The 14,628-nt window shown below is 57.6% G+C and carries 17 protein-coding genes; 7 read left to right on the top strand and 10 right to left on the bottom strand.

The window, feature by feature from the left end; translation table 11 throughout:
• Window positions 1-41 precede the first annotated feature (41 nt).
• The 3 genes from B9Z37_RS10080 to B9Z37_RS10070 are packed head-to-tail and all read right to left on the bottom strand — an operon-like array spanning window position 42 to window position 3,085.
• Window positions 42-1,316 (bottom strand): mechanosensitive ion channel family protein, encoded by a 1,275-nt coding sequence (locus tag B9Z37_RS10080; protein ID WP_108312885.1) that lies wholly within the window; start codon window positions 1,314-1,316, stop codon window positions 42-44.
• Window positions 1,304-2,104 (bottom strand): enoyl-CoA hydratase, encoded by an 801-nt coding sequence (locus B9Z37_RS10075; RefSeq protein WP_108312884.1) that lies wholly within the window; start codon window positions 2,102-2,104, stop codon window positions 1,304-1,306. Before B9Z37_RS10075 ends, B9Z37_RS10080 begins: the two co-directional genes overlap by 13 nt.
• A 27-nt stretch (window positions 2,105-2,131) precedes the next feature.
• Window positions 2,132-3,085: a histone deacetylase family protein gene (locus tag B9Z37_RS10070; RefSeq protein WP_108312883.1), complete on the bottom strand. Its 954-nt coding sequence runs from the start codon at window positions 3,083-3,085 to the stop codon at window positions 2,132-2,134.
• Between the two features lie 190 nt (window positions 3,086-3,275).
• Here B9Z37_RS10070 and mltB point away from each other — a divergent pair, with 190 nt between their 5' ends.
• Window positions 3,276-4,478, top strand: coding sequence for a lytic murein transglycosylase B (gene mltB / locus B9Z37_RS10065; RefSeq protein WP_276308863.1), 1,203 nt, complete (start codon window positions 3,276-3,278; stop codon window positions 4,476-4,478).
• A gap of 13 nt (window positions 4,479-4,491) precedes the next feature.
• Window positions 4,492-4,713 (top strand): TIGR02450 family Trp-rich protein, encoded by a 222-nt coding sequence (locus B9Z37_RS10060; protein ID WP_108312882.1) that lies wholly within the window; start codon window positions 4,492-4,494, stop codon window positions 4,711-4,713.
• A gap of 209 nt (window positions 4,714-4,922) precedes the next feature.
• Here the strand turns inward: B9Z37_RS10060 and B9Z37_RS14360 are convergent, their stop codons facing one another.
• The 5 genes from B9Z37_RS14360 to B9Z37_RS10040 form a co-directional block, all read right to left on the bottom strand.
• Window positions 4,923-5,498: a hypothetical protein gene (locus B9Z37_RS14360; protein ID WP_146179727.1), complete on the bottom strand. Its 576-nt coding sequence runs from the start codon at window positions 5,496-5,498 to the stop codon at window positions 4,923-4,925.
• Between the two features lie 3 nt (window positions 5,499-5,501).
• Window positions 5,502-6,209: a membrane lipoprotein lipid attachment site-containing protein gene (locus tag B9Z37_RS10055; RefSeq protein WP_108312881.1), complete on the bottom strand. Its 708-nt coding sequence runs from the start codon at window positions 6,207-6,209 to the stop codon at window positions 5,502-5,504.
• A gap of 17 nt (window positions 6,210-6,226) precedes the next feature.
• The gene (locus B9Z37_RS14355; protein ID WP_146179726.1) at window positions 6,227-6,805 is read right to left on the bottom strand and encodes a hypothetical protein; all 579 of its coding nucleotides are present in this window, start codon (window positions 6,803-6,805) and stop codon (window positions 6,227-6,229) included.
• Window positions 6,806-7,150: 345 nt separating this feature from the next.
• Window positions 7,151-7,525 carry a hypothetical protein gene (locus tag B9Z37_RS10045; RefSeq protein WP_108312879.1) on the bottom strand — a complete coding sequence of 125 codons (375 nt, stop codon included), beginning with the start codon at window positions 7,523-7,525 and terminating at the stop codon, window positions 7,151-7,153.
• A 62-nt stretch (window positions 7,526-7,587) separates the two neighbouring features.
• The gene (locus B9Z37_RS10040; RefSeq protein ID WP_108313002.1) at window positions 7,588-8,499 is read right to left on the bottom strand and encodes an SDR family NAD(P)-dependent oxidoreductase; all 912 of its coding nucleotides are present in this window, start codon (window positions 8,497-8,499) and stop codon (window positions 7,588-7,590) included.
• 137 nt (window positions 8,500-8,636) lie between these two features.
• On the opposite strand from B9Z37_RS10040, the gene B9Z37_RS10035 reads away from it, so the two are divergent.
• Together B9Z37_RS10035 and B9Z37_RS10030 are read left to right on the top strand one after the other, a co-directional pair.
• The gene (locus tag B9Z37_RS10035) at window positions 8,637-9,515 is read left to right on the top strand and encodes an NUDIX hydrolase (RefSeq protein ID WP_108312878.1); all 879 of its coding nucleotides are present in this window, start codon (window positions 8,637-8,639) and stop codon (window positions 9,513-9,515) included.
• A gap of 56 nt (window positions 9,516-9,571) precedes the next feature.
• Window positions 9,572-9,937, top strand: coding sequence for an Hpt domain-containing protein (locus B9Z37_RS10030; RefSeq protein ID WP_240606679.1), 366 nt, complete (start codon window positions 9,572-9,574; stop codon window positions 9,935-9,937).
• Here the strand turns inward: B9Z37_RS10030 and B9Z37_RS10025 are convergent.
• Both B9Z37_RS10025 and B9Z37_RS10020 read right to left on the bottom strand, forming a co-directional pair.
• Window positions 9,922-10,908: a tRNA dihydrouridine synthase gene (locus tag B9Z37_RS10025; protein ID WP_108312877.1), complete on the bottom strand. Its 987-nt coding sequence runs from the start codon at window positions 10,906-10,908 to the stop codon at window positions 9,922-9,924. The genes B9Z37_RS10030 and B9Z37_RS10025 overlap by 16 nt on opposite strands.
• Before the next feature lie 12 nt (window positions 10,909-10,920).
• Window positions 10,921-11,439, bottom strand: coding sequence for a GNAT family N-acetyltransferase (locus tag B9Z37_RS10020; protein WP_108312876.1), 519 nt, complete (start codon window positions 11,437-11,439; stop codon window positions 10,921-10,923).
• Window positions 11,440-11,532: 93 nt separating this feature from the next.
• On the opposite strand from B9Z37_RS10020, the gene B9Z37_RS10015 reads away from it, so the two are divergent.
• From B9Z37_RS10015 to B9Z37_RS10005, 3 genes are all read left to right on the top strand, one after another.
• The gene (locus B9Z37_RS10015) at window positions 11,533-12,339 is read left to right on the top strand and encodes a c-type cytochrome (RefSeq protein WP_108312875.1); all 807 of its coding nucleotides are present in this window, start codon (window positions 11,533-11,535) and stop codon (window positions 12,337-12,339) included.
• Window positions 12,336-13,673, top strand: coding sequence for a c-type cytochrome (locus tag B9Z37_RS10010; RefSeq protein ID WP_108312874.1), 1,338 nt, complete (start codon window positions 12,336-12,338; stop codon window positions 13,671-13,673). Before B9Z37_RS10015 ends, B9Z37_RS10010 begins: the two co-directional genes overlap by 4 nt.
• A gap of 133 nt (window positions 13,674-13,806) precedes the next feature.
• Window positions 13,807-14,562 (top strand): SDR family NAD(P)-dependent oxidoreductase, encoded by a 756-nt coding sequence (locus tag B9Z37_RS10005; protein WP_108312873.1) that lies wholly within the window; start codon window positions 13,807-13,809, stop codon window positions 14,560-14,562.
• Window positions 14,563-14,628 lie beyond the last annotated feature (66 nt).

The raw sequence follows: 14,628 nt of genomic DNA, 5'->3' as shown, positions 1-14,628 counted from the left end.
GGTGTGCCTTTTTTCATGGTCAGCCCAAAAGTCAGTGGCTCTCAGGGCTTGGAGTGCATATGTACCACACGCTGAGGATACGGAATCTCAATGCCGTTATCACGAAGCGTTTTCAAGATCGCCTGATTGATGTCCGATTTGAGGTTGAGTTGGCCACTGGCTGGGTCTTCAAACCAATAGTTCACGGTGAACTCCAGCCCATCGGCACCAAAGGCCGACAAGGCCACCAAAGGAGCTGGATCGGCCAGCACCCGGGGCTGTGCCTGGCAAGCTTGCTGCAGCAATGCCATCACCTGGTCCACTGGCGCGTCGTAGGCCACCGACACCATGGTGCTTTGCGCCACCTTGGCATCGGCCAACGACAAGTTCTCCACCCGCTGCGTGATCAGCATCTCATTGGGCACGATGGACTCTCGCCCCGTGGGGGAACGGATCAAGGTGTAGCGGGCCTTGATGTCGGTGATGCGGCCTTCAAAGTTGTCCACCTTGACCAGGTCTCCGATGCGCATGCTGCGCTCGGCCAGGATGACGAAGCCACTGACATAGTTGGCTGCCAGCTTTTGCAGGCCAAAACCGATGCCCACGCCCACCGCACCGCCCAGCACCGACAAGGCCGTCAGGTCGATGCCCACCGAAGACAGGGCCAGCAGCAAGCCCACAAACATGAGCAAGGCCCGCACCGTGTTGCTGATCACCTTGCGCAGCGACAAGTCGCTGCCCGTGGCCGACTTGAGCAAGCGCGACTCCAGTGCCGAAGAAATCCACAGCGTGAAGATCAACACCGCCCCCGCTGTGAGCGCCCCCTCGATCAGGGTGCGCACCGACAGCATGGAACCACCGACCTTCCAGCGAATCTGGTCCAGCTCATCCAGCACCAGAGGCAAGATGCCCGTGACCCACAACACCACCGCCAACCAGGCGATCCACGAAATCGTGCGTTCCAGCACGCGCACAAACGGGGCCTCTCCGAACGCCACCTGCAACACCTTGACGCCGAAGCGAATCAAGGCCAGCGAGATGCAGACAGGCAACAAAATACCAAACAAAGCCACCGGGTGGTCACCGGTCAGCAAGGCTCTGGCGACGAAAGTCAAGCCCAGCAAGACCGTGGGGAACAAGACCCCATCAACCAGCCGCTTGCCCAACAAAACCGATAAGTCTTGCGCCGCAAATGCTTGGCGAACGAGCCAGACGGCCAGCCAGGCCAGTGCCACGCAAACGGCAAACGCCCCCAGCACCTGAAGCGACTCGGCACGGGCCAAAGCATCCAACCAAGCCAACGGGTCGGCAATGTTCAAAGATTTCACGCTCGCCATGAAGGTTTCCTTTTGTCGATGAAGGCCTGCACGCCCTCCTGGGCCACGTCATCCATCATGTTGCAGGCCATGGTTTGGCCTGCCAATTGGTAAGCGGCTTCCACACCCATTTCGCGCTGCTTGTAAAACAAGGCCTTGCCCAGGCGCACCGCTTCGCGAGGCTTGCCCAAAATGGCGTTCACCAGCGCATCGACCTGAGCATCCAGCTCGGTGGCTGCACACACCCGGTTGACCAGCCCACGGCTGCGGGCCTCTTCGGCCGAAATGAAGCCCCCCGTCAGCAGCATCTCCATGGCCTGTTTGGCGTGCATGTTGCGCACCAAAGGCACGCTGGGCGTGGCGCAAAACAAGCCCACATCAATGCCGTTGACGCCAAAGCTCGCGCTGTCCACCGACACCGCCAGATCGCACTGCGCCACCAGCTGGCAACCGGCTGCCGTGGCCAAGCCCTGCACGCGGGCGATCACGGGCACTGGCAAATTTTGAATCGACAGCATCATGCGGCTGCACTGGGCAAACAGCTTTTGGTAATAAGCCAGCTCGGGCTGCGCCCGCATTTCTTTGAGGTTGTGTCCGGCACAAAAGGCCTTGCCTGCAGCGGCCAGCACCACCACACGGGCTTGCGCGTCCTGGGCGATGGCGTTGAAGGCTTTTTGCAGCGCATCGAGCATGGCCTCGCTCAGCGTGTTGAAGCTGGCGGGGCTGTTCAAGGTCAAGCGGTGCACACCACGCGCATCGCGCTGGTGCAGCAGCAAGTCAGTGGGGTCTGGGGCAGTGAAATCGGTCATGTGCCCGATTGTGCCCAAACTGGCGCGTCACACGTCGGCCAGCACGCGCAGGTGCGCTTCGACACTGCGGCCCAGAGCACTCAGGTTGTAGCCGCCCTCCAGGCAACTGACGATGCGGCCTTTGGCATAGCGCAGCGCCACGTCCTTGATGCGCTGGGTGATCCAGGCGTAATCCTGCTCAACCAAACCCATCTGCCCCATGTCGTCTTCGCGGTGCGCGTCAAAGCCTGCGCTGATGAAAATCAGCTCGGGCTTGTGCGCCTCCAGCCGTGGTATCCACATCATCTCGATCAACTCGCGAATGTCCATGCCCTTGGTGTAGGCCGGGACAGGCAAATTGACCAAATTGGCCGCATTCGATTGCGAACCGCCCTCGGGGTAAAACGGATGCTGGAAAAAACTGACCATCAAAATGCGCTCATCCCCGGCCACAATGTCCTCTGTACCGTTGCCATGGTGCACATCAAAGTCCACAATCGCCACGCGTTTGAGCCCGTGGCGCTCCAGCGCATGTTTGGCGGCAATGGCCACGTTGTTGAAGAAGCAAAACCCCATGGCCTTGTCGCGACAAGCATGGTGACCCGGTGGACGTACCGCACAAAAGGCGTTTTCCAGCTCACCCGCCAGCACGGCATCGGTGGCATCGATGGCCGCACCAGCAGACAGCAAAGCCGCATCCCAGGTGTGGGCGTTGATCAGCGTGTCCGGGTCCAGCGATGTGTGGCGGGGGCCACCCGCCGCGATGTCTTCGCGCAAGGCATCGCCCAAGCCCCGCAAAGCCGCCACATGCATGCGCCCATGAGCCAACTCGATGTCGGCCAAAGCCGCAGGCCCGGCTTCTCTGCGCTGCAAGGCCATGTCGAGGCCGGTGATCAGCAAGCGGTCTTCGATGGCCCCCAACCGCTCCGGGCACTCCGGGTGCCCCGCGCCCATTTCGTGTTTCCAGCAAGTGGGATGTGTGAAATAACCTGTCGCACCCATACGGTTTGTCTTCCTGCATGCTCAACAGCTTGTCAAATCTGTTGATTTTTTTGAATGACTGCACATTTTCTGCTTTCAGCTTATCACGCCAAGCCGCCCCCAGACCCTGTACTTTCCGATGCACTTTCCCGTGTACTTTCAGATGCACTTGCCGGATGAACCTGCCTGGGGCGATTAAACTGACCGCAGCATGAATTTTCTCTCATACCCCTCACGCGGCCTCTGCCCCCTGCACCTGAAAACCGTCTTGACTGGCCTGTTGGGTCTGGCTTTTTCACTGGCATGTCTGAACACGGCCCAGGCACAAGCAGCCAACACCCCGCCCGCCAAGCACCATCAGCACGCAGGCAAAAAAGCCAAGAAAAAAACCAGCGCGCCTGAAGCCCGCAAACACCGCACTCCAAAAGCCGCTGCAGCACCTGGCGCCAGCCTGAGCCTGAGCCAAAACCCCGAAGTGTCGGTCTGGGCAAAAGACGCCGCACAGCGTTTGCAACTCGACCCGGACTGGGTGCAAAAAACCATTCAACATGCCCACCACCTGCCCTTGGTGGAAAAGCTGGTGCTGCCAGCCACCAGCCCTGTGGCCAAAGATTGGGGCGCTTACCGTGCACGCTTCATCGAGCCCGTGCGCATTCAAGCCGGATTGCAATTTTGGCGGAAGCACCGCGCAGCGCTGGAAAAAGCCGAGCGCGAATACGGCGTGCCTGCAGCCATCATCGTCGGCATCATCGGTGTCGAAACGCTGTATGGCCAAAACACAGGCAACTTCCGGGTGGTGGACGCTTTGGGCACCTTGGCCTTTCATTTTCCGCAAGCCCACCCCAGAGCCGCAGAACGCCAATCCTTCTTTCGCAGCGAGCTGGAGCAATTTTTGCTGCTGACCTCGCGCAGCGGTGCCGACCCCTTGGCCATCCGGGGCAGCTACGCTGGCGCTTTGGGTTTGCCGCAATTCATGCCGTCCAGCTGGGCCAAGTTTGCGGTGGACTTTGATGGCGATGGCCGCATCGACCTGTTTGGCAGCCCTGCAGACGCCATCGGCTCGGTGGCCAATTATTTCAAGGCCTTTGGCTGGCGCCCCGGCATGCCCACCCATTACCCCGTCACCCTGAGCCCGGGCCAGACCGACATGGACACCCTGATGGCACCCGACATCTTGCCCACCTTCAGTGTGGCCAGTTTTGTGGCCAAAGGGGCTGCACTGGAAGGTGCCGCACTCGGCCACACCGGCCCGCTGGCGCTGATCGAGCTGCGCAACGGCCCCACCGCGCCGAGCTATGTGGCGGGCACCGAAAACTTCTATGCCATCACCCGCTACAACTGGAGTAGCTATTACGCGATGGCGGTGATTGAGCTGGCGGAAGCGGTGAGGCGGGAAGTGCTAAGCAAGCCGTGAAGGTGGTCAAACCATGAACCCCTTGAACCCCAAAAAACTGCTGCTGACCAAATGGACGGCGGTGAAACCCGTGGCCAAGCAAAAGCACTTTTTGGTCAGCCGGGTGATTCAACCCGGGCAGCCCACCGACCCGATTGAATCGGTGGAAATCGAAGCGGTGTTCTCCAAGGCCACGCAGGTCATCGCTTGGCGAGAACTGCAAGACGACAGCGTGTGGCGGCAGGGTTGGGTTTGAGCAATTCAGGTGAAGATCAAGCGGCGAAGGTGTCGTTTTACACGACACCTTGACAGCCCACCAAGTGGATCGGCGTCAACATGCTTGTACATCTGGCAACTTGGACTTGGCGGTTTGAGTGGCCATGATGCCTTGACATCCTCAGCCACCCATCACTGGGTTCATCTTTGTTGCACCTCGTACTTGAATCCGCCATTTAAAAGCAGGAGTTATTTTTTACCTTCACCGCCAATTGCCTTAATAAAGCCCCCATCGATAAATAAATTATTTAGCAATTTTTCAATTAAAATAGGATATTCATTAATGGCTTTCGGAATGGCAACTGCCGCAGCAAACGAAGACTCCCATTGATGATTTTGATTGATTCTCTTATTAAATAAAACCACAGAATCTTTTGAGACATTAAATTCAACCTCGCAAATCCCCGCACCAACACTAAAACCGTTAACATCAATATTATTTTTGTGCAAAATACCACCAATAACTATTTTTGAACTATCTGAATAATTACCAGCCAAAATCAAATCTTTACGAACAGCATTTTCAATATAACTTGAGAAAGTGGGTCCGTATGGTGATGTTAACGTGTTAGCCCTCATGGTTAGTTGTTTTTTATTGCTAGAATCCTCGGAATCTAAAAATTTACCGACCATTATTTTTACATCACCCAAGTTTTTTATTGCTTCTACATTTTTTCTTGAGCCAGCATATTCTGGCGCAACAGTTGAGCAACCTGCGAGAAGTGAAAATAACGAAAAAAATAGGCCGTAACATATTTTTCTCATGATTTAATCCTGTAAAATAATTTTCTGTCTCTCATTATAAATATTAATATCAACGAGTCCTCCATCAAACAACCGCTTCAAATCACGCAATCTTGTTTCCTTGCTAACTTCGGGTGCTTTTTTAGTGGATGAATCAATAACGACTTCATTAGCGAGCATTTTTAAGTTGGATAGCGCAGTAGTTAATTTTTTGAGTGCATCCTCAGAGGCACGCTTGGCCGAAAGATTAAAATTTGATTTGAACTCTGAAAATTCCGCACGCCCTTCACCAGAAACATAAATTTTCTCCTTGAGACCTGACTTCAAGTTAAAAAACTCTGCAGTTATATTAACACCAAACAATGTTGGGGGCCATGTTAAAGCACTTGAGGAGGAAGAATTGGTTGAAATCGTCACTTCTGCCAAGTAGTCAGAATTATTATTTCCACCAGGTTTTTTCAACACTTCAACATTTTTAAACTTATCTGAAAAGACTTTATAAATCCCCATATCCAACTCTTTGTATGGCCTATATCTCACACTATCACCACCCCCACCTGGCGTAGTAACTTCTTTTTCCAAATCCTCAGAAAAATAATAACTGAAATTTTTATCAAATTTTTCAACACTTGAGCCTTGATTAATAGCGGCAATGTCTGGAGAAATATTTAACGGGTGCGCACATCCCGACACCAAAGCTACGAAAAAAGCCAAAATAATTAATTTTTTCATTTGAATTTAAGTTTAAATCATTGTTTTTGCAGGATGATTCTCTGCTGCTCCAAATAAGCATCGTTGCTTATAAGTTTGTTATCATAAAGACTTTTTAACTCCAAAAGCTTTTTTTCCAATGAATTATCAACTGGTACGAAAATCGGGTTCTGCGACTTGGTAGCATCAGCAGCCTTTAAATTTAAATTATCAACCCCTTGAATTTTAGACATAACTATCTGAAATATAGATGGATACTCATATGCCGCCCCAGAGGAATGATCAATAATCGCACCAATTCCACCACCAAAAACCATATTACCGAACATCATTCCTTTTGTATCCGAAACAATGCCATTTCTGCCTGGTTCATAACCGTCTTTTCTACATAAAAGCTGCATGTTATCGTTTGAACGACTAATCCCAACGGTTCCAGGCGTCACAACAAACCATTTACCTTTAGAGTTTGTTAATTCACAATTTGCGCCTACCACTTCAGTACCAGTTGGCTCTTTTGTTTGAACTGAAATATTTTGATTAGTGCTACCTGTAATGGAGGCACAACCTGTCAAAGTTAACATCCCCAAAATAAATATTAAATTGAATTTTTTAAACATTTTTAATTTACATCTCATTGGCAATATGACTATATTACAGATTTAAAATTAACAGTAAATCCAGTTTTCCCGCCGCTACCGCAAGCCGCAAGCATATCGACGGCAGTTGCTATCGATGTTAATGTGATTGTATTTTTCATGTTTTTAGAAGACGTTTGTTAGCTCTGTACGATCTTCATCATACATATCTAATTTTTAAAATCAACCCACTACATCAAGCCACCCGCTCCGTCATCATAGTTGCCGTCAACTGGCTGTAGAGACGCTCAATCATTGCTGCTGAGTTGCCCTTCTGCTCGCACAGCGTAAATCAGTACCACCTCCGGTGGTTCGCGCGCCTTCCGCTCAGCAATCCACCACCAGATCCGCATCCACCAAACGGGCCCGGTGGTCCACGTAATAACCACCGAACTCGGTGTACTTGAGCACCGCACAACCGCATTGGGTGCATGAATGCACATCGCAGCGGTTGAACGGGAAATATCCCGAGGCGATGGGGGCGTTGGCCGATTCATACCTCGTACCGTCGGGGTGAAATTCCTCGAAAGTCAATTCAGTCTGATCGTCTTGCGGTGGTTTTCGCAAAGACCCCACCAGGCGCATCTGCTCTGCGGGCCAACGGTCGTCAGTGACGCTCTCCCAACCTTGGCAAGCCTTGAGGGCGCAGGTGCATTGGTCTGGTTTGCTTTGAGCGATTTGTCGAAGTTGTGCTGAGTCCATGGGTGGAATTTACCGCACAGCGCCAGTCAACCCAGCAACACTCGAATCAACGCCCGACCGTCTTAAGCCCCATGCGCCTTCATCGCCTTGCCCACCTCCAGCGTCCCCTGCTCTGAACCCGAGCGCGGCACGGTCTCGCCTTGGCGGTCGGTGACCTGCGTCATGGCTGCAAGCAGGCGCTCGGCGGTGTCCGGGCCTGTGCCCAGGTGCACGCCTTGCGTCAGGGTGATGTGCGCCACCTCAAAGCTGCCTGCGCCAGCGCAGATGATGGTGCGGTTGGGCGCGTCAACACTTGCCATGACCAGCATGGCGGGCACCACGGCGCTGGGCTCCAGGGCCTTGAGCACTTGCTCGGGCATGAGGCCTTCGGTCATGCGGGTGGCTGCGGTGGGGGCCAGGCAGTTGACGCGAATGTGGTGTTTTTCGCCTTCGATCGACAAGGTTTGCATCAGACCCGCCAGCGCCATCTTGGCCGCGCCGTAGTTGGCCTGGCCAAAGTTGCCATACAAACCGCTGGACGATGTGGTCATGACAATGCGGCCGTAGTTTTGCGCCTGCATGATCGGCCAGACGGCCTGGGTGCAATGGAAAGCGCCCATGACGTGAACGTCCATGACCAGTTTGAAGTCCGCCAACGCCATCTTGCCAAAGCTCTTGTCGCGCAAGATGCCGGCGTTGTTGACCAAAATGTCCACCCGGCCCCAGGCGTCCACCGCCTGCTGGACCATGGCTTTCACGGCCTCAAAGTCGGTGACCGATGCGCCGTTGGCCATGGCTTCGCCGCCTGCTGCACGGATTTCATCGACCACAGCTTGCGCCGCCGACACCGAACCGCCCACCCCGTGCACGTCGCCGCCCAGGTCGTTCACCAGCACTTTGGCGCCACGCGCCGCCAGGGCCAGGGCATGTTGTTTGCCCAAACCGCCACCTGCGCCAGTGACGATCGCGACGCGGCCTTTGAAATCGATGCTCATGGGTTTTCCTTGATTGAATGCTTGTGAATGGGTGACAGGGCGTTTGGGCACCATCTGCTAATCTGGCTGTCGATTGAAAGCTTGCCCTACTTTAAAACAGCCAGCGCATTGGCTGTGTTGCACGATTGACACCCGACATGGAACTCAACACCGAAATCATCACCACCCCGCCCTTGGACTCCGCCTCGGTGGTCCTGCTGCGCGACACTGCGCAGGGCATGCAAGTGCTGCTGCTCAGGCGCCACCAGGCATCCAACGTGTTGGGCGGGGCTTATGTGTTTCCAGGGGGCAAACTCGATCCGGAAGACCAACACCCGGCCCTGCTGTCTCAGCTCAGCCAGGATGCCGTCACCTTGCACCAGCGCTTGGCCGAGCCCGAGCTGACCCCGCAACGTGCAGCGGGCCTGTTTGTAGCGGCCATTCGCGAAGCGTTTGAGGAATGCCGCATTTTGTTGGGCCAAACCGGGGCCGACACCCCCGACCTGCCAGCTTTGCAAAATGCCTTGGCCAGCGGGCAAAGCTGGGCGCAGGCATTTCAAAACCTGTCGCTTCAACTGCACACCGATGCCTTGGTGCCCTGGACCCGGTGGATCACCCCGCGCCAGGCGTCGGTGACCCACAAACGCTTTGACACCCGCTTTTTCATCACCCGGGTGCCCGAAGGCCAAACCGCCGAGCACGACAATTTTGAGGCCACCGAAACCCTGTGGACCACCCCGCGCGAGGCCTTGATCCGCTATTGGGACCATGAGATTGAACTGGCACCGCCCCAAATCATGGGCCTGGTTCAGCTGGCCCGGCACCCGGACACCCACAGTGCACTGACCGAAGCCCAGAGCCGCCAGCCGCCCGTGGTCGAGCCCGAACCCTTTGACCAGGACGGTGTCCGCACCATTTGCTACCCCGGCGACCCTCGGCACTCGGTTTCGCAAGCGGTATTTCCAGGTCCTACACGTTTGCTGTTTAAAAACAAGCGTTTTGAGCCCGAGCTGGGTTTAGCCGCTTTGCTTGATTAAAATTGGGCGAATTACAATTTGTAACTTTTGAACGCCTTGATACGCCAATTGACTGTATGAGCCAACCCGCTGAGCCAATTTACCTGTCTGTTGAACGGGCCATGGAATTCATTGGCGATGCCAGCGGCGTTCTGTCACTGCTCAAAACCCTGCACCAGACGCTGGGCGAGGATTTGCCACGCATCCAGGCCCTGCTGGACAAGGACGACATGCATGGTGCCAACCGCTTGTTGCACCAGCTCAAAGGCTTCACACCCGTGTTTTGTGTGGACAGCCTGGTTGAGCTGGTCGTGTCGGTCGAACACCTGAGCAAACACGGTGAGTCTTCAGAAATCCGTGCGGCTTATAGCCGTCTGGCTCCTCAATTGGAGCAATTGCGCACCGAAGTGGCCACTCACCTGACGCTTCACCCCACGGCCTGAGAGGCCAGCCACTGGTCAATTTTCGCGGGGTCGTGCAGCAGCCGCAATTGGTCAAAAGCCTCTTGCGCCTCTGGATAAACCCGACGCAAATAATTGAGCCACTGTTTGAGTCGTCCAGCACGGTGCCTGGGGGCAACGCGCAGGCTGATGCCCTGCCAAAACAAGCGCATCAACACCACAATGTGCGACCAGGTCACCGCCTCGCCGGTCAAACTGCCATCCGACAGGGCGTCGTGTCGCGTGATGGCCAACGCCAGGCCCGGATCGGCCACCATGCCGCGCCCGATCATCAGCCGATCGCACCCGGTCACTTCGCGGCAACGCAGGGCATCGGCCAAAGTCCAGATTTCGCCATTGGCCACCATGGGCAGGCGCACGTGCTGGCGCAAATCGGCAATGCGGTCCCAATAAGCTGGCGGCCTGTAACCATGGGCCTTGGTGCGGGCGTGCACCACCAAATCGCTGGCCCCTGCGGCCTCAATGGCCAAGGCACAGTCTTCGGCGCGGCTGTCGTCGTTGAAGCCCAAACGCATCTTGGCCGACACAGGAATGTGCGCTGGCACCGCCCGGCGCACCGCCGCCACGATCTGGCCCACCAACTCGGGCTCGTCGAGCAAGACCGCACCACCCCGGTGCTGGTTCACGGTTTTGGCAGGGCAGCCAAAATTCAAATCAATGCCCGCAGGTTGCAGCTCGGCCAAAGCCGCCGCGTTGGCCGCCAAATAATCGGGGTCAGACCCCAATAATTGCACCCTGACGGGCACGCCTGCCACAGTGCGGCTGTTGTTCAGCAACTCAGGGGCCACCCGAATGAAGGCGCGGCGCGGCAGCACGGTGTTGGTGACGCGGATGAATTCGGACACGCACAAATCCACACCGCCCACTCGGGTGAGCATGTCGCGCAAGGTGTGGTCCAGCAGCCCCTCCATGGGGGCCAGCAAGACACGCGCCCCCAGGTGGCCCATGGTCATGCGGTCAAGGCGTCAGGCCAGTTTGCGCTTGAGGCGCACTTCTTCGACCTTGACCCCGCCCAAAGGCACGGTGCGGGCGGTGTTCATTTCGCGTTTGAAGCCCGCCAGATCGTGGAAACGCAGGGTTTTTTCGTGCAACAAGGGCAGCCAGACCGTGACGTCGGTGCAGCCTTCGTCTTCCAGCCCTTCACGGGCCGCGTCCCACAGGGCCAGACCCACGCCTTGACCCAAACGGTCAGGGGCGGCGTAAATGGCCCAGATTTCACCTGTGGTGTTTTTGGACTTGGGATCACGCGAGCGGTCAAAACCGACAAAACCAACGATTTCTTTGCCGTCTGTGGCCACCATGACTTGGGGTTCGCCGTATTCGATGGCTTCTTTCCAGAAGGACACGCGTTTGGGCATGGGGGTGGCGTCCCAGTGGGCTTCAGGCACTTGGCCTGCATAGGCAGCACGGCAGGCGCTGGCGTGCAAGGCCGCCACAGTGGTGGCGTCTTGTTGGGTGGCAAATCGGACTTGGATATCGGACATGGCTTGAATGGGAATGAAAAAACAACAAGATCAATGGGCGGTCGTGCCCAAAGTCAAACCCTGTATTGTCGCTGCTTCGGTTATCTTCAAGGGATGTGGAAGCTACTGAACCCCTTGAAACCCTCCAAAGCTTGGATTGCGCTGGCGCTCTGGGCCGCTTGCGCTGTTGTGCCAGCCCAAAACTTGACTGCCCCAACGTCCGCAACGGCCCCTGTACCCTCGCCCCGCGCTCGTTTTGAAGACAACATGGCCGAACGAACCAAGGCCTGCACAGCCTGCCATGGCGACCAAGGGCGGGCCGGACCGGATGGTTATTACCCTCGTCTGGCAGGCAAACCTGCGGGCTATCTGCACAACCAACTGCGCAACTTTGCCCAAGGCCGACGCCATTACGAGCTGATGACGCGGCTGATCGATCCGCTCACAGACGCGTATCTGGGCGACATGGCGCGTTATTTTTCTTCTCTGGAGTTGCCCTACCCGAAACCCAGCGCCAACAACACAATTTCGGCGCAGCGCTTGGCCAAAGGCCAGCAACTGGTGACGCAAGGCGACGCATCGCGGGGTTTGCCCGCCTGCACCCAATGCCACGGCGTGCGCTTGACGGGCGTACAACCGAACGTGCCTGGCTTGCTGGGCTTGCCACTGGATTACCTGAATGCTCAACTGGGCGCGTGGCAAACGGGTCAACGCAAGGCCCATGCACCGGACTGCATGGCCGAAGTGGTCAAGCGCATCCCGGCCGATGAGCTGATTGCGGTGTCCAGCTGGCTCGCTCGCCAAGCTTTGCCTGCGGACACGCACCCTGCCCCTCACCCCCCGGCCGGCCCACCTTTGCCCGCGGCACTGCGCTGCGGCAGTGCGCCCGAACTGTCCAGCACAGCGGGAGGCCAGCCATGAAGACATCACGCATCGGCTGGGGCTTGGCCTGTGCCCTTCTGACATTGACCGCCTATGTTGTTTGGGACAACTGGGCTGACGCATGGACCACATCCGCCAGCACGACCGCCAGTCAAGTGCCCCACGACACGGCCCGCCCAGTGGACAACAACGCGCAGATTGAACGTGGTCAGTACCTGGCCCGTGCGGGCAACTGTGTGGCCTGTCACAGTGCACGGGGGGCTGCACCCATGGCTGGGGGCCGGCGCATTGACACGCCTTTTGGTGCCGTTTTCAGCAGCAACCTGACGCCCGACGCGACCACCGGCATCGGCACCTGGAGCCCTCAGGACTTTTGGCAAGCGCTGCACCACGGACGCTCCAAAGACGGCCGACTGCTGACACCCGCGTTCCCCTACAACCACACCAGCGTCATCACCCGCGCAGACAGCGACGATCTGCTGGCTTGGCTGCAAAGTCTTGCGCCCGTGAACCAGCCCACCCCGCCCCACACCCTGATGTGGCCCGTGGGCACACAAGCTGCATTAGCGGTCTGGCGCAGCCTGTTTTTCAGCCCCGCGCCGTTCAAAGCAGACCCAGCGCAAACGGCCGAGTGGAACAGGGGCGCTTATCTGGTGACCGGTCTGGGCCACTGCGCCGCATGCCACAGCCCGCGCAACGCCTTGGGGGCCAGTGGCGCTGTCGATGATTTGTCGGGCGGCCTGATGCCCGTGGTCAACTGGTACGCGCCCGACCTCACCCGCGACAGCGAAACCGGTCTGGCCACAACGCCCTTGGCCCACATCGTGCAATTGCTGCGCACGGGAGAGTCAGGCCAAGCCCAGACCAGCGGCCCGATGGCCGAAGTGGTGCAACACGGCACCCAACACATGACCGAAGCCGACTTGCACGCCATGGCGGTGTATCTGCAGTCCCGCGCACAAAAAGCCGCCACGGCAGCCCTTGCACACCCTGCACCCGTGCGGGCCAAAGTCAGCCTGACCGTGGCTTCGAAAGGCCTGCAGATTTACGACCGGCATTGCGCGCAATGCCACGGCGAACAAGGCCAAGGCGTCACCACGGCAGCCGGCCGAACGGCCTACCCCGCGCTGGCGGGCAACCGCGCCGTGCTGCTGAACGACCCGACCAACCTGGTGCAAATGGTCTTGTATGGCGGCTATGGCCCGGCCACCGCCTTGCACCCACGCCCCTTTGGCATGCCGCCAGCGGTGCTGGAGCTGGACGACCGAGACATCTCGGCCGTGCTCACCCACCTGCGCACCCAGTGGGGCAACCAGGCCAGCGAAGTCACGCCCCTGCAAGTCAACCGCATCCGGGCCGCGCAGGGCAACTGAACCCACTCACCAGCGCACCTCTGCGTCTGAGGAAGGCAGTCCCTGCGGCCGAATGCGTGTGGAGCTGAGCGCTCGGTTCAGTCTGTCATGTGCGGCACCTCTTGGCAGGGGTCACGCCGCTACCATTTCGGGCATGACACAACACCTCTACATCCTGACAGGCGCATCCCGGGGCATGGGCCTGGCCATCGCGCAGCAATTGCTCACACCCGGCAACAGCCTGCTGTGTATCTCGCGCCACGCCAACGACGCGCTGGCCGTTGCTGCCCAAGAGCGCCATGTCCCGCTGACGCAGTGGACGCATGACCTGACCGATGGGCAAGGTGCCAGCCAGCGCCTGCGCGACTGGCTTGAGCGCCTGGACACAGCGGCTTATGCCAGCATCACCCTCATCAACAACGCAGGCGTGATCCCGCGCATTGGGCCACTGAGCCAAGCCGATGCCCACGATCTGGCGCAAGCCTTGCGCGTCGGCTTGGAAGCGCCGATGCAGCTGTGCGCGGCGTTTCTGGGGGCCACCGAGGACTGGGGCATGCCCCGCAAGGTGCTCAACATCTCATCCGGTTTGGGGCGCAGCGCCATGGCTTCTCAGGCGGGTTATTGCGCGGCCAAGGCGGGCATGGACCATTTCACCCGCTGCATGGCATTGGACGAAGCCCTCAAGCCCCAAGGTGCCCAAGTCTGCTCTTTGGCCCCCGGCGTCATCGACACCGACATGCAGGTGCAGCTGCGTGGGGCGGCTAACAACGCCTTCCCGGACCAAGCCAAATTTGCCCAGCTCAAGGAGAAAGGCTTGCTCAGCTCCGCGCCCCAAGCGGCCAGCCAAGTGCTTGCCTTTCTGGCCAGAGCCGACTTTGGCCAAAACCCGGTCGCCGACGTGCGGGACTGATCCGGCTGTGTTTTTCGGACAAAGGCTGTCAGGTCACTGTAGCTATTGCCACTGACACTGTGCGGG

It is taken from the genome of Limnohabitans parvus II-B4 (genome assembly GCF_003063455.1).
GTDB lineage: Bacteria > Pseudomonadota > Gammaproteobacteria > Burkholderiales > Burkholderiaceae_C > Limnohabitans_A > Limnohabitans_A parvus.
The sequence above is the reverse complement of the archived record's forward strand: the minus strand, read 5'-3'. Positions and strand labels throughout refer to the sequence as shown.

Excerpts from the sequence above, each read along its gene's own strand:
- B9Z37_RS14360 (WP_146179727.1), bottom strand. The coding sequence starts at position 5,498 with ATGAGAAAAATATGTTACGGCCTATTTTTTTCGTTATTTTCACTTCTC.
- B9Z37_RS10055 (WP_108312881.1), bottom strand. The coding sequence starts at position 6,209 with ATGAAAAAATTAATTATTTTGGCTTTTTTCGTAGCTTTGGTGTCGGGA.
- B9Z37_RS10070 (WP_108312883.1), bottom strand. The coding sequence starts at position 3,085 with ATGGGTGCGACAGGTTATTTCACACATCCCACTTGCTGGAAACACGAA.
- B9Z37_RS10005 (WP_108312873.1), top strand. The coding sequence starts at position 13,807 with ATGACACAACACCTCTACATCCTGACAGGCGCATCCCGGGGCATGGGC.
- B9Z37_RS10025 (WP_108312877.1), bottom strand. The coding sequence starts at position 10,908 with ATGACCATGGGCCACCTGGGGGCGCGTGTCTTGCTGGCCCCCATGGAG.
- B9Z37_RS10015 (WP_108312875.1), top strand. The coding sequence starts at position 11,533 with ATGTGGAAGCTACTGAACCCCTTGAAACCCTCCAAAGCTTGGATTGCG.
- B9Z37_RS10010 (WP_108312874.1), top strand. The coding sequence starts at position 12,336 with ATGAAGACATCACGCATCGGCTGGGGCTTGGCCTGTGCCCTTCTGACA.
- B9Z37_RS10075 (WP_108312884.1), bottom strand. The coding sequence starts at position 2,104 with ATGACCGATTTCACTGCCCCAGACCCCACTGACTTGCTGCTGCACCAG.
- B9Z37_RS10045 (WP_108312879.1), bottom strand. The coding sequence starts at position 7,525 with ATGGACTCAGCACAACTTCGACAAATCGCTCAAAGCAAACCAGACCAA.
- B9Z37_RS10035 (WP_108312878.1), top strand. The coding sequence starts at position 8,637 with ATGGAACTCAACACCGAAATCATCACCACCCCGCCCTTGGACTCCGCC.
- B9Z37_RS10080 (WP_108312885.1), bottom strand. The coding sequence starts at position 1,316 with ATGGCGAGCGTGAAATCTTTGAACATTGCCGACCCGTTGGCTTGGTTG.
- B9Z37_RS10060 (WP_108312882.1), top strand. The coding sequence starts at position 4,492 with ATGAACCCCTTGAACCCCAAAAAACTGCTGCTGACCAAATGGACGGCG.
- B9Z37_RS10030 (WP_240606679.1), top strand. The coding sequence starts at position 9,572 with ATGAGCCAACCCGCTGAGCCAATTTACCTGTCTGTTGAACGGGCCATG.
- B9Z37_RS14355 (WP_146179726.1), bottom strand. The coding sequence starts at position 6,805 with ATGTTTAAAAAATTCAATTTAATATTTATTTTGGGGATGTTAACTTTG.
- B9Z37_RS10020 (WP_108312876.1), bottom strand. The coding sequence starts at position 11,439 with ATGTCCGATATCCAAGTCCGATTTGCCACCCAACAAGACGCCACCACT.
- mltB (WP_276308863.1), top strand. The coding sequence starts at position 3,276 with ATGAATTTTCTCTCATACCCCTCACGCGGCCTCTGCCCCCTGCACCTG.
- B9Z37_RS10040 (WP_108313002.1), bottom strand. The coding sequence starts at position 8,499 with ATGAGCATCGATTTCAAAGGCCGCGTCGCGATCGTCACTGGCGCAGGT.